The organism is Marinobacter sp. AL4B (assembly GCF_019916045.1).
Lineage (GTDB): Bacteria > Pseudomonadota > Gammaproteobacteria > Pseudomonadales > Oleiphilaceae > Marinobacter.
Map to the genome: position 1 here is coordinate 625472 of NZ_JAILWZ010000011.1, position 11692 is coordinate 637163.

14 protein-coding genes are annotated in these 11692 nt (G+C 53.4%); 2 read left to right on the forward strand and 12 right to left on the reverse strand.

Going from position 1 to position 11692, the window contains the following annotated elements; all coding sequences use genetic code 11:
• Positions 1-2 precede the first annotated feature (2 nt).
• From ccmE to ccmA, 5 genes are read right to left on the reverse strand one after another with little or no spacing between them, the layout of a single operon-like run.
• Positions 3-482, reverse strand: a complete 480-nt coding sequence (gene ccmE / locus K5L82_RS07035) for a cytochrome c maturation protein CcmE (RefSeq protein WP_133005949.1) — start codon at positions 480-482, stop codon at positions 3-5.
• A 14-nt stretch (positions 483-496) separates the two neighbouring features.
• Positions 497-730, reverse strand: a complete 234-nt coding sequence (gene ccmD, locus K5L82_RS07040) for a heme exporter protein CcmD (protein WP_133005950.1) — start codon at positions 728-730, stop codon at positions 497-499.
• Positions 731-733: 3 nt separating this feature from the next.
• A complete protein-coding gene (gene ccmC / locus K5L82_RS07045) occupies positions 734-1477 on the reverse strand; it encodes a heme ABC transporter permease CcmC (RefSeq protein ID WP_133005951.1) in 744 nt (247 codons plus the stop codon).
• 54 nt (positions 1478-1531) lie between these two features.
• A complete protein-coding gene (gene ccmB, locus K5L82_RS07050) occupies positions 1532-2257 on the reverse strand; it encodes a heme exporter protein CcmB (protein WP_165950603.1) in 726 nt (241 codons plus the stop codon).
• Complete coding sequence (gene ccmA, locus K5L82_RS07055) at positions 2254-2886, reverse strand: cytochrome c biogenesis heme-transporting ATPase CcmA (RefSeq protein ID WP_223133646.1); 633 nt, start codon at positions 2884-2886, stop codon at positions 2254-2256. Before ccmA ends, ccmB begins: the two co-directional genes overlap by 4 nt.
• Before the next feature lie 153 nt (positions 2887-3039).
• Between ccmA and K5L82_RS07060 the strand changes: the two genes are divergently transcribed.
• Together K5L82_RS07060 and K5L82_RS07065 are read left to right on the forward strand one after the other, a co-directional pair.
• On the forward strand, positions 3040-4398 hold the full coding sequence (locus K5L82_RS07060) for a flagellar hook-length control protein FliK (RefSeq protein WP_223133647.1): 1359 nt from the start codon (positions 3040-3042) through the stop codon (positions 4396-4398).
• Complete coding sequence (locus tag K5L82_RS07065; RefSeq protein WP_133005954.1) at positions 4395-4727, forward strand: EscU/YscU/HrcU family type III secretion system export apparatus switch protein; 333 nt, start codon at positions 4395-4397, stop codon at positions 4725-4727. Before K5L82_RS07060 ends, K5L82_RS07065 begins: the two co-directional genes overlap by 4 nt.
• Here K5L82_RS07065 and K5L82_RS07070 read toward each other — a convergent pair.
• The 7 genes from K5L82_RS07070 to motD form a co-directional block, all read right to left on the reverse strand.
• Positions 4713-5816 carry an ATP-binding protein gene (locus K5L82_RS07070; protein ID WP_133005955.1) on the reverse strand — a complete coding sequence of 368 codons (1104 nt, stop codon included), beginning with the start codon at positions 5814-5816 and terminating at the stop codon, positions 4713-4715. The two genes, K5L82_RS07065 and K5L82_RS07070, sit on opposite strands and share 15 nt — an antisense overlap.
• Positions 5813-8092 (reverse strand): ATPase, T2SS/T4P/T4SS family, encoded by a 2280-nt coding sequence (locus K5L82_RS07075; RefSeq protein ID WP_223133648.1) that lies wholly within the window; start codon positions 8090-8092, stop codon positions 5813-5815. Before K5L82_RS07075 ends, K5L82_RS07070 begins: the two co-directional genes overlap by 4 nt.
• A gap of 26 nt (positions 8093-8118) precedes the next feature.
• Entirely contained in the window at positions 8119-8511 is a 393-nt protein-coding gene (locus tag K5L82_RS07080; protein WP_223133649.1) for a DUF2802 domain-containing protein, read from the reverse strand.
• A gap of 65 nt (positions 8512-8576) precedes the next feature.
• Positions 8577-9065, reverse strand: a complete 489-nt coding sequence (locus K5L82_RS07085) for a chemotaxis protein CheW (protein ID WP_133005958.1) — start codon at positions 9063-9065, stop codon at positions 8577-8579.
• A 127-nt stretch (positions 9066-9192) separates the two neighbouring features.
• Complete coding sequence (locus K5L82_RS07090; protein ID WP_223133650.1) at positions 9193-9930, reverse strand: chemotaxis protein CheW; 738 nt, start codon at positions 9928-9930, stop codon at positions 9193-9195.
• The gene (locus tag K5L82_RS07095; RefSeq protein WP_223133651.1) at positions 9923-10720 is read right to left on the reverse strand and encodes a ParA family protein; all 798 of its coding nucleotides are present in this window, start codon (positions 10718-10720) and stop codon (positions 9923-9925) included. The genes K5L82_RS07090 and K5L82_RS07095 overlap by 8 nt, the downstream gene beginning before the upstream one ends.
• A gap of 183 nt (positions 10721-10903) precedes the next feature.
• Positions 10904-11686 (reverse strand): flagellar motor protein MotD, encoded by a 783-nt coding sequence (motD, locus tag K5L82_RS07100; protein WP_133005961.1) that lies wholly within the window; start codon positions 11684-11686, stop codon positions 10904-10906.
• Positions 11687-11692: the final 6 nt, after the last annotated feature.

An 11692-nucleotide genomic window follows, 5' to 3' on the forward strand; every position in this document is an offset into this window, starting at 1 on the left:
GCTCAATAAGCCTGGGATTCTGCAGCTTTGTCAGCGTATGGCGATTTGTGCTGTCCTTTCGATGACTTTTCAAGCGCATCGGCCACTTCCGGTGGCATATAGTTTTCATCGTGTTTCGCCAACACCTGATCCGCCACAAACAAACCCTCGTTGTTCAGCCGTCCCATGGCGACCACGCCTTGGCCTTCCGCAAAGAGATCCGGCAGGATGCCGACATACTCAACTGGGACAGAATCCGTGAAGTTTGTCACCCGGAAACGAACCGAAAGGCTCTCGGGGTCACGTTTAACGCTTCCCTCCTCAACCATGCCGCCAGCTCGAATCCGTACATCGACTGGCGCATTGCCCGCGGCAATTTCAGTGGGGTCGTAAAACAGATTGATGTTCTGGCGCAACGCATAGGTGGTCAGACCAACCGCAACGGCTAAACCAATAACAAGAAAAATCAATATGGTCAGTCTTTTCTTACGAATCGGGTGCATGGGTTACCTAATGATCAATCCTGAGAGATTTCAACACGTGTGAACGTCGCTGCGGCTTTTGACGCGGACTGCCCTTTCGGGTTCTGCTGTTCATAGCTGCGCTTACACATGTGATACGTAGCTTGATGGCGTTTCGCCGACCAAAGACCCGTGCCCGCGACCAGAATGGCGAACACGGCATAACAGGTCCAAACGTAGGGACCATGGCCTTCCATGGCGAGAAATGCTGAAAACGATTCAAATGCCATTGCTTATTTCCTTCCCGCCAGAACGAGGTCTTTCACCCATCGGGTACGACGCTCCCGAATCAGGATTTCGGTTTTCATTCTCAGGCATGCCAACCAACCAAACAAAAGATAGAGCCCCAGTACCGACAGTAATAACGGCACCCACATCTCCATCGCCATGGCGGGTTTTTCTGTCAACTTGAAGGTGGCGGGCTGGTGCAGCGTGTTCCACCAATTAACCGAGTATTTAATGATGGGGATATTCACCACGCCCACCAGCACCAGAACCGCGACCGCTCGGGCCGCCGATTTCTCATCATTGATAGAACGATCAAGCGCGATCACGCCGCCGTAAAGAAACAGCAAAATCAGCATGGACGTCAGCCGTGCGTCCCATACCCACCAAGTGCCCCAGGTCGGCTTGCCCCAAACCGCACCGGTAAAAAGCGCCAAAAAGGTAAACATCAAACCAACCGGTGCCACGGATTTCACAAAGACGTCAGCTAACTTCATACGCCAAACCAACGTCACCACGGCCGCCGAGGCCATCATGATGTAAATGGATTGAGCCAAAAATGCCGATGGCACGTGAATAAAGATGATTCGGTAGCTATTGCCCTGCAAATAGTCTTTCGGGGCAAACGCCAACCCCCAGACTAATCCTGCAGCGAGCAGGACCAGCCCCCCCGCCAGCAACCATGGCATGAAGCGGTTCGCTATTCCAAAGAACCACTTCGGAGAGCCCAGCTTGTGAAAGAATTGCCACATCAGTTCGTCACCGTCTTACTGTTCACTGTTCGTTTCTGCCCCGCTGATAAACATTCAGCTATTGGACAGGCTGATTCGTAACGCTGCAGCCGAGGCAAACGGTGCCAGCGTCAGTGCCAACACCAAAAACGCGCCCATCAACGCCAGATAACCGGACACTTGCGCCCCCTCTGCAGCTGCTGCCACTGTTCCGGTGCCAAAAATAAGCACAGGAATGTACAGCGGAATAATCAGCAGTGACAAGAGTACTCCAGCCGAACGCAGGCCTAGCGTCAATGCCGCGCCTATAGAGCCGATCAAACTTAGAACCGGAGTGCCAATCAGCAGCGTTAGACACAAAGTTGCCACGGAGTTCCCGTCCAGATGCAACATTAATCCTAAAACGGGCGTTAACAGCACCAAAGGCAACCCCGTCAGTATCCAGTGTGCCAGGGTTTTCGCTAACACCAGCAAAAACAGAGGCTGAGGCTGCAACATTAACTGTTCCAGGGTGCCATCATCAAAATCGTGTCGAAACAGATGATCCAGTGATAACAGCACCGACAACAAAGCCGCTACCCAAAGGATACCGGCTCCGGACTGTTTCAGGAATGCCACTTCCGGGCTTACTCCAAGGGGGAATAGAGTTACCACCATAGTAAAAAACAAGAGCGGGTTTAGCAGATCTTGTTTTTGACGAAAGGCAACTCGCACATCACGCAAAAAGACCGAGATCATAGCCTGCGGAACGCCCACAGAACGACTGACCGATTGCACTTTGATCGATGCGCTAGCGTTCATCGCTCTATTCCACCCCCCAAGGTAATACGGCCCATCCCCGGCAAATCGAGATTGTGATGGGTGGTAACCACGACCGCACCACCCTCTCGGGCCCGTTGAAGCAACAGCGACTCAATGGCTTCCACCCCGGATGCATCAATGGCGGTAAACACCTCATCAAGCAGCCACAAGGGCTCATCAGCTATCAACAAACGCGCCAACGCTACCCGGCGCTGCTGGCCGGCCGACAGGTTACGACAAGGCACATGCTCAAACCCCGATAGCCCCGTACCCGCTAACGCTTGCAGCAGTGCATCATCCTCTAACGGCCGACGACCGGCCATCAATGCCCGCAAATTCTCCAGTGGTGTTAACAACGGTTTAATGCCCGGGCGATGCCCCAGGTACAACATGTTCCGCAGATACGATTCTCGATGCTGATCTCTGGGGTGGCCACACCAGTTGAGCTCGCCCGTCCAAGCGTCATTCAAACCCGCCAATATTCTGAGCAGAGTTGTTTTCCCGGAGCCATTCGGGCCCTCGACACGAGTGACCGTACCGGGCAGTATGGAAAATGACAGGTTCTGGAACAGAAGGCGCTCGTCGCGCTCACACTCAAGACCAACGGCCTGTAGTAACGGCTCGGGCATCTGGGTTCCGTTTTAAAGCGAAGGATGCGCGTGTGGCATCAGGTGTATGAATGAAGACCAGACAACAACCCATGTTAAATCCGAGCGTTCTTAGTCATCGTGGCGCATTATAACGAAAGCGACCACAGATTACTCTTGCCCGATATCAAAACAATGCCAATGAAACTGAACGCAGGGCAAACGCCCGCTCCCCAAACAAACAAACTCTCAGGTGGCGGCCAGACCAATACTGGCTTGCCCTCAGTCGGTATCGACCGTACCCTGTCGGCTCAGCAGCAACTGACCCAACTGAAGCTGGGCAACCGAGAGTCCACGCTCGCCAAAGTGGTCGAAGTATTGCAGCGCAAAGGCGGGAGCAACGAGCTCATTTTAGAGGTAAAGGGACGCTCCCTCTCCGTCGCCACCGGTGAGCAAGCTCCGGATTTGAAAGCGGGCGACTTGATTAAAGTCATGCGCGCCGGAAACGAACTCCGACTCATGGGCAAATTGGCGACCAGCCAGGAAGCAGGCATTTCGCAAGCGTTGGCACAGCGCCTACCGTGGCAGCAAAATCTGCAAAGCGGATTAGCTCAACTGATAAGCAGCATGAACGCAGGGCTAAAAGGCAGCCTTCAACCCGGCCAGTTACCTTCAAGTAACGCCACCCAACCACTTCCCGCGGCGGCCAAGCAAGCTCTGGAAGGGTTTCTCGCTAGTTTGGCAACAGCTAACGCCCTGCAACCCGGCGCGGGCAAAGCAGACGGTAGCGCTGCTCAAGTAAAACAGTGGCTGGCGGAAAGTGGCACCTTCGCCGAAGCCCGACTGTTACAGTCCGGCGGCCACCAAACGGTACCTACCGATTTCAAACTCGCCCTGGCCAGAATTATAACCGCCCTGCTCGCCAGCCAAGGCCAATCGCCGGAAGCCTTCAATCGTCTGACACCGCTGGCAAGCCAAGACCTGATGAATGCACCTCTCCAGTTTCCCAAACAGGCCACAGGCAACGCATCTCAAAGCAGCAGCGAACCGGCAAGCGTCGCTCAAACATTACGTATGCTGGCCGGGATGCTGAACCGCATCACTGTTAACCAACTCCACAGTCAAACTTTGACCGCAAGAGCCGGGGCGGAACCCGGCGCACCCACGACGACCTTGCTACTAGAAATTCCCTGGCTAACCCCCCAACAAGAACCACGGACGGCGCAACTCCGGATGGAGCAATACAAGCAGGAAAGAAACTCTAAACATCATCCGGAGCGAGCGAGTGTAAGCGAATGGCGTCTGAATCTGGCAATGGATCTGGACCACGCGGGGCCGCTGCATTTCGAGGTAGCTTATCGCCACCCCAGCGTCAGTGCGCACATATGGGCCACGAAGCAGTCAACCCTCCGTCAGGTAAACGAAGAGCTTCCGCTACTACGACAAAGTTTGGCAGATCTTGGCCTTGAAGTGGCGGATTTGGAATGCCGAAGGGGCAGCCCACAACAAGCCGAAACCCGACTGGAACATCGACTGGTAGATACCAAGGCATGACTCAGGACAAACGCTCTCAGGCCCAGAATGATCACACTGCTCCCGCTGCCGTCGCCTTGAAATACGATGGAAAACGCGCCCCTATTATCTCGGCAACAGGCACATGGGAACTGGCAGAGGAAATTATCCGCATCGCTCAGGAAAACGATGTTCCTCTTTATGAAAATGCCGAGCTGGCAGGGATATTGGCGCGTTTGTCTCTGAACGAAGAAATCCCGGAAGAACTCTATCGAGTCATTGCCGAGATTTTGGCGTTTGCCTTTCATATTCGGGGTAAAACGCCAAATGACGCAACCACCGCACAAGACGACTCACTAACCGATGAGTGACCGAAGCGCCCAAGCTTGCTGCCAATGCTCAGCCTTTCTTTGCGAAACAACAGTTTCAAAGTAGCGTTTCAGGCGCCGTCGATCATCAGGGTGATCCTTCAGCGCAGAGCCGATGATATGATGAACCAAGTGCTCCACCGTCATTGCTCCACCACCGTAATACCAAGCGTTCAGACTCGCCGCATGCCCCACAGATACCGCCTCGGCTGTTGACAAAGCAGCGCCCGCTAAACGATCGGTACTGCGGCCATCCACCGTCTCTCCGTTACGCAGTTCATGGAACAAGGTAACCAGAAGTTCCACAACGGGAAGGGCCAATTCTACATCAACACCCGCGCGCAGGTTAGCCTTACGGACTCCCCGCATAACTACCTCCAATTCGTCGTCCAGCTTACGGATAGGCCGAATTTCTTCGAAATCCATCCTGCGTTTGAGAGCTGCGCTCATGCTGTGTACACCCTCATCCACACTGTTGGAGGTAGCTACCAAATTGAAGCCTTCTCGCGCCAGGATCACACCGTCATCTCCGGAAATTTCCGGTATAACAACGACCCGATCAGATAATACGGAGAGGATCGCGTCCTGCAGAGACTGTGGACAACGTGCGATTTCTTCAAACCTCACCAACCTCCCTTCCATCATGCCGCGGAGTAGCGGTGAGGCAACTAAGGCATTCAGAGTGGGCCCTTCGTTGCGCAAAACAGACTCGTTCCAACTATACAAGAGTTGACTAACCTGAGTGATGGCCCCGCCCTGAAGGACCAAGGTTGAGTCCCCTGAAATGGCTGCTGCCAACAATTCAGACAACCAGGATTTGGCTGTTCCGGGCTCACCCACCAGAAGGCTCCCTCGGCTTGTACAGAGTGCAATAATCGTGCGTATTATCTGAGCACGGTCTGCTACATACTTGCGTTCAATGCCCAGCAAGTCGTCACCGAGCAAAAATTTTTCAACACTCCGCGGTGACATTTTCCAGCCCGGAGGAATTGGGCCGGAGTCCGAGGAAATCAGTTTGTCCAATTCGTCCCGATAAATTATTTCTGCGGGTTCACGCTGCGCTGCTTTTCGGGTCTTCTTGGCATTTATCATCCGTTTGTTCTCCGTCCGCCACGCACTTCCGGAGCCATTCGCTCTTTAGGTAGCACTCTCGGCAACTCTGACATCGGAATAAGCCCCTCAATAACATGATCCAACGCACTATCTCTCATGGTGATCAAGCCTGCATCTAGGGCCCGCCAACGAAGCTCGCCAATCGGTGGCTGACTGGAAATAGCGTTACGGATGTCGTCATTGACCTCCAAATATTCAACAATAGCGACCCGCCCTCGGGTGCCACGGCCACTGCATTTTTCGCAGCCAGCGCCCTCAAAACAACGAAAACCTGTCGGAGCTCCGTGAGGGAAAACCTCCTCCATAATCGCTGGGTCGGGCTTGGCTGGCCGGATACAATTTTTACAAATGCGCTTGGCGAGACGCTGGGCGATAACCGCCAAAAGCTCACCAGCTATGGAATTTCGGTGTATTCCCAGATCGTACAGGCGCTGAAGCGAATCTACCGCATCGTTACTGTGCAAAGTGGATAGAACCACATGTCCTGTTTGTGAGGCACGCACAGCCTCTAGCGCTGTTTCCTTGTCCCGGATTTCACCCACAAGAATGACGTCTGGGTCTTCACGTACGAACGCTCGCATTGCATCAGCAAAACCGAAACCGATATCTTGGCGCACACTGGTTTGCTGGACATTATCGATAGAGTACTCAATGGGATCTTCAACCGTTATGACCTTTCGGCGACCATCATCCGCCAAGGCTTGGAGTCCTGCATACAAGGTGGTGGATTTGCCCGAGCCCGTCGGTCCAACCACAAGTACTAATCCAGCCGGGTTATCCAGAAGCCGCGTGTAGCGGTTACCGATAACCGGCGACATCCCCAACTCCTCGATGGTCATGGCCCGACCTGTTTGGGGTAACAAACGAATGATTGCGTTTTCGCCGTGCAAGGAGGGCTGGGTCTGAACTCGGAGATCGTAAGAGATATCTCCTAGCTGTAGCCGCGATCGACCGCCTTGTGGAAGGCGACGCTCGGCAATATTCAGGTCAGCGCGCAATTTAATCACGTTAATAACGCCACGCACTTCGCGGGAGGAAAGCTGATACTGGGTCAGGTCACGCAAATCTCCATCAATTCGCAAGCGAATACGAACCCGGTTCTCATACTGCTCAATATGAATATCACTGGCTTTGTCACTGACAGCATCGAGGAGAATCGCTTCGTAAACAGACACGAGATAAGGGCTGACACTTTCGCCTCCGAGCGCCTCACCCAGAAGGTCATGATTGGTGACACCGTCGCCCTTCCCCTGCACCGTTGCCCCGTGTTCCGCTTCAAACCGGCTGCCTTTTGCGCTCAGATCAAGCGCCAACCAGATTCGACGGAAATCAGTCGGGGTGACCAGCTGGCAGACAACCTGATGCTTCGGCGTTAGCCGTTCCAGTTTTGTGGTACTGACTTCTGGATCGTCGGTGACAAGCATAAACTCATCAGCGCTCTCCCTGACGGGGATAAGGCGAGATAAATCGAGAAAACTCTTAGAGAACCGCCGAAACAAATCTGGCTGAAGCCTCAGTAGCACTGAGTCAGCATCAGCAAAGACCATGCCGCGCTGCTGAGCGAGTGAGCGATACAAATCCACTTCTTCAACGTTCAGCTTGCGGCGTAGAACATCCAGAACTCGCTCATTATTTGCAGCTGCTTCCGTGCGAGCTTGTTCAAGGACAACCTCGGTAACAACACCCAAATCGATAAGAATCTGTTCGGACGTGCGATTGAAGTCTACCCAACCAAGTGTTTTTACCCGCGCCAAACCGCACCCGGCACGACGAAACATAGTCATGCTGGGCACAGAATCAGCGCGCCCTTCCAGGCAAACCAGATGACCACCCTCACGCAGGCTGTGCAGCAATATTTTCGGATCTGATATAAAGGTCGTGCAAAGTATCAGATCGCACTGTGTATCGTGCTGAAAGCCAGGCTCGACCAAGGCATTAACAACGTCGACATTATCTTTCCCGTTTTCAACGAAACGAGCGTGGGCGCTCTCTGCCAGTATAGGGTTACTATCAACATAGATTACCCTCTTAGCCAATCCGGCCAGAACTGCGGTCATGTATCCAGAGCCACCCCCAACATGCATCACCACTTGATCAGATTCGATCTGCGGAATCAGGCTGAGAATGTGGGATACCGTTTCTTCAAGAGGGATAGAATGACCAGAAACCGAGGGACCAATGTCTGCTCGCGCCACAAAATTTCGGCGTAAAACTGAATAAAGGGCTTCAGCAGCCCTCGAGTAAAGTTTTTTCATTCAACTGCATCCGTCAGGAACTCGGATCAAGCCGCCTGACGCTTCTTTAATGCTGACACCAGTTCGGCCTCTGGGCGGGAAATTCCGCATGTATTCATAAGATCATCGATATCGGCGCCAAGGTCAACCAAACGGGCAGCCTCGTCGTACGAAATTCTGAGGGGGTCATTCTGGCGCATTTCATCCATGGCGTTGCGCAATTCGAACAGCTGGCGTTCACAAGCGACCAGTCTCTGGCCTACGCCCATGCTGCCACTGGTGGTTGCGTGCAACTCACGCCCGAGGGTATCGCATTTGCTCTTGAGGGAAGCTTGGAGTGACTGGATCTTGCGGCCATGGAGAACACCCTGCACAAGAACCAGAACGATTGCCGAGGCGGTCAGGCACCAAGGAAGCCAGGAAGGAATGTTAAAGCTCATAAGGGACGTCTCCGTTATTGGTTACCACGGTGGACGTCCATCTGAAACGCTGTTGGCTTGGCCGTTTACAGCGCTGCGATTTCCGCCCATTCGTTGTCTGTCAGCATCTTTTCAAATTCGACGAGAATGATCAGCTCGCCGTTCTTATTGCACACACCCTGGATGAACTTGGCACTTTCCTCGTTCCCCACGTTGGGCGCGGTTTCGATCTCGCTGGCCTTGAGATAAATCACCTCGGCGACGGAATCCACCAACACACCCATCACCTGATTTTCAGATTCCATCACCACAATGCGGGTCGCTTCGGTGACATCGGCATCCATCAACCCAAACCGGCGACGGGTATCTATCACCGTCACAACGTTGCCCCGAAGATTGATGATACCTAGCACATAATCCGGAGCGCCCGGCACCGGCGCAATCTCGGTGTACCGGAGCACTTCCTGGATTTGCATCACGTTGATGCCGTATGTCTCCTCATCCAGGTGAAAGGTCACGTACTGAAGTACCTGATCTTCCTGGGCCTGATTCTGCTGTCCGCTCGGGGCTGCCATAGCTCGTTCTCCTGTTAGGCCACCCGGCGGGCAACCTGATCGTCAAAAAATCATCATCAGCGCCCAATACTATAGTTATGGGCATAATCCGTGCCAGCATTGCACGGTTTCATTCAGTAACCGGGAGTTAACTTAAATCCAACCGTTGTTCCCGCTCTGCGCGCATGAGCAGTTCAGACATGGTCCGCACATCAATCAACGCACACATATGATCAATCACCGTGCCAGCCAACCAAGGCCTTTGGCTTCTGGCAGTGCGCCATCGCACCTGTTCTGGATCGAGCGTGAACGATTGGCCCACACTGTCGCAGGCCAGCCCCCAAGGGCTGTCGTCCAGACGGATAATGAAGCGGTAGTTCTCTCTGGCATTTTCCGGAACACGACCCGCCATAATCCATTGTGCACTATCCACCACTCTCAGATTACCGGCGCTGCCCGGGCGAATACCCATGTACCAGTCAGGGCTCCCAGGAAGTGAACGGATCTCTTCTTCAATCTTATGTATAGCACCCAGCAACACCAAGGGCACAGCCAGTTGAAGCCCTGCCACTGTAAAGATCAGGCACTCGAACGGCTGCTCTGACCAGTCGGGTCTTGCGGGTGGAACGGTGAAAACCGGCTCCGCTTTTTCTTGAACCTCGGGAGCAGGTTCCGACACTTGCACTACCGGTTTTGCAGCCACTGGCTGAGGTGCTTCGGCAATAGGAAGTTCGACAGGGGCAGGCTCAGGCTCAACTGTCGTAGGAACCGGCTCCAAAAGCTCTTCTTGCTCTGCAGTTGACGTTGCGGTGTGCAACAGCTCGTCAAGATAACTGGCAATGGCGGCATCGGCTGTCGTTAGCTGTGTCATTTTTTCGTCAGCCATGATGCTGCCCTTTCACCGCTTCCGTCTGAGCGAGCAAGTCGTCAAGTAAATGACTATAGGCTCTCACACCGTGAGTGCGGGCATCGAGGACCGATGGAAACACGCCTTTCTCACTAGAATCGCGAAACTTGGTGTCTACCGGCACCGCAAATCGCCACAGATGATCCGGGTAGGTCTTGCGCAACAGGTTCAAACTTTTAACGGAAGCTTGTGTCCTTCGGTCATACATAGTCGGCACAATGGTGAAGGGCAACTCGTTCTTCTGCGAGCGCATGACCATGTGCAGCGTGTGCAGCATTCGCTCAAGCCCTTTGATCGCCAGAAACTCGGTTTGCACCGGAATAACCAAATGCTGGGCTGCTGCCAAAGAATTCACCATCAACACCCCCAGAGAAGGGGTATTGTCCAACAGAACGTAATCGAAATCGTCCCGAAGCTGCGCCAACGCCTTGGACATGATTAACCCCATGCCGCCAACGCCCACCATTTTCCGCTCAAGCGTAGCCAAAGCCGCACTTGCCGGCAGCAAAAACACATCGGGATGACTGGTGTCGGCAATTAACTGGGCTGGCAAACCTTCCGGCACCTTGCCTTGGTGCTGAAACAAATCAAAGACACTGTGGGCGATGGTATCCGGGTCGTAACCAAACCAGGAGGTCAGCGAACCATGGGGGTCCAAGTCAACCATAAGCACACGCTTGCCCCGCTGAGCCAACATTCCACTCAGTGAAACAACAGAGGTGGTTTTACCCACTCCACCCTTTTGATTGGCTACTGCCCAAATACGCACACGTGTTACTCCAGCTACAAGCCCGAACGTTCAATAACGGCTCAACAGTTATATCGGCGACAGCGCAAACAACTTGAAGAACGAACGTTCTACAAGCGGCAAGTATTTGCCGTTTCTGATTATAAGAATGAGTTAATACAGAAAGTGTGCCAGATCGGCTATACGCATGAACAACCTGTTGCTCTAACGGACAATGCCGCGAATGCTTGAATCTTTTGAAATTAACAAGATAACTCGACGATTCCGTCGCCGTCCCTCTTCCGTATCGTTTCGCGCAACAGGCTGATGTTCACCATAGCCGATAGCGGCCAGTCGTTCTGGCTCAATGCCCTGCATCACCAGCATTCGCGAAACTGCAGAAGCCCGGGCGGTTGAGAGCTCCCAGTTAGACGGGTAGCGCCCTGTGCGGATAGGCTGATTATCGGTAAAGCCCTCTACCTTTACCGCGTTATCTCGATCGCGCAACACTTTGGCGACCTTTTCAATAACGGCAAACGAGTCATAATGCGGTTCCGCGTCGCCGCTATTGAACAGCATACTGTTTGGCAGGCTCAGCTCTATCCAATGGTCACTGGTTTCAAGGCTGACCACGCCCTGATTAATCAGATCATCAAATTCCATCGCCAGCTGGTCAGCCATCGCTCGCAGTGTTTCAATTCTATCGTGCTCACTGACATCAGAGTTAGCAGGCGCGTCGGTGACAACCGGGGGAATGACATTTTCATGTTGCTGCTCAGGTACTGCTGCCACATGCTCCCCTACTTCAATAGGCTTCACCGAGCGCTGAGGCGCATTGAATACGCCGGTAAACGTTTCAGACAATACTTTGTATTTGCCTTCGTTTACGGACGACACCGAGTACATCACCACGAAAAAAGCGAACAACAAGGTGATGAAGTCCGCGTAGGAGATCAACCAACGTTCTTTATTGTGAGCTTCTTCTTTCTGGTATCTACGGCGACGCATAGGCAA

What these genes read in the sequence shown, in the direction of transcription:
- ccmE (WP_133005949.1), bottom strand. Translation starts at nt 482, where the DNA reads ATGCACCCGATTCGTAAGAAAAGACTGACCATATTGATTTTTCTTGTT.
- ccmD (WP_133005950.1), bottom strand. Translation starts at nt 730, where the DNA reads ATGGCATTTGAATCGTTTTCAGCATTTCTCGCCATGGAAGGCCATGGT.
- ccmC (WP_133005951.1), bottom strand. Translation starts at nt 1,477, where the DNA reads ATGTGGCAATTCTTTCACAAGCTGGGCTCTCCGAAGTGGTTCTTTGGA.
- ccmB (WP_165950603.1), bottom strand. Translation starts at nt 2,257, where the DNA reads ATGAACGCTAGCGCATCGATCAAAGTGCAATCGGTCAGTCGTTCTGTG.
- ccmA (WP_223133646.1), bottom strand. Translation starts at nt 2,886, where the DNA reads ATGCCCGAGCCGTTACTACAGGCCGTTGGTCTTGAGTGTGAGCGCGAC.
- K5L82_RS07060 (WP_223133647.1), top strand. Translation starts at nt 3,040, where the DNA reads ATGCCAATGAAACTGAACGCAGGGCAAACGCCCGCTCCCCAAACAAAC.
- K5L82_RS07065 (WP_133005954.1), top strand. Translation starts at nt 4,395, where the DNA reads ATGACTCAGGACAAACGCTCTCAGGCCCAGAATGATCACACTGCTCCC.
- K5L82_RS07070 (WP_133005955.1), bottom strand. Translation starts at nt 5,816, where the DNA reads ATGATAAATGCCAAGAAGACCCGAAAAGCAGCGCAGCGTGAACCCGCA.
- K5L82_RS07075 (WP_223133648.1), bottom strand. Translation starts at nt 8,092, where the DNA reads ATGAAAAAACTTTACTCGAGGGCTGCTGAAGCCCTTTATTCAGTTTTA.
- K5L82_RS07080 (WP_223133649.1), bottom strand. Translation starts at nt 8,511, where the DNA reads ATGAGCTTTAACATTCCTTCCTGGCTTCCTTGGTGCCTGACCGCCTCG.
- K5L82_RS07085 (WP_133005958.1), bottom strand. Translation starts at nt 9,065, where the DNA reads ATGGCAGCCCCGAGCGGACAGCAGAATCAGGCCCAGGAAGATCAGGTA.
- K5L82_RS07090 (WP_223133650.1), bottom strand. Translation starts at nt 9,930, where the DNA reads ATGGCTGACGAAAAAATGACACAGCTAACGACAGCCGATGCCGCCATT.
- motD (WP_133005961.1), bottom strand. Translation starts at nt 11,686, where the DNA reads ATGCGTCGCCGTAGATACCAGAAAGAAGAAGCTCACAATAAAGAACGT.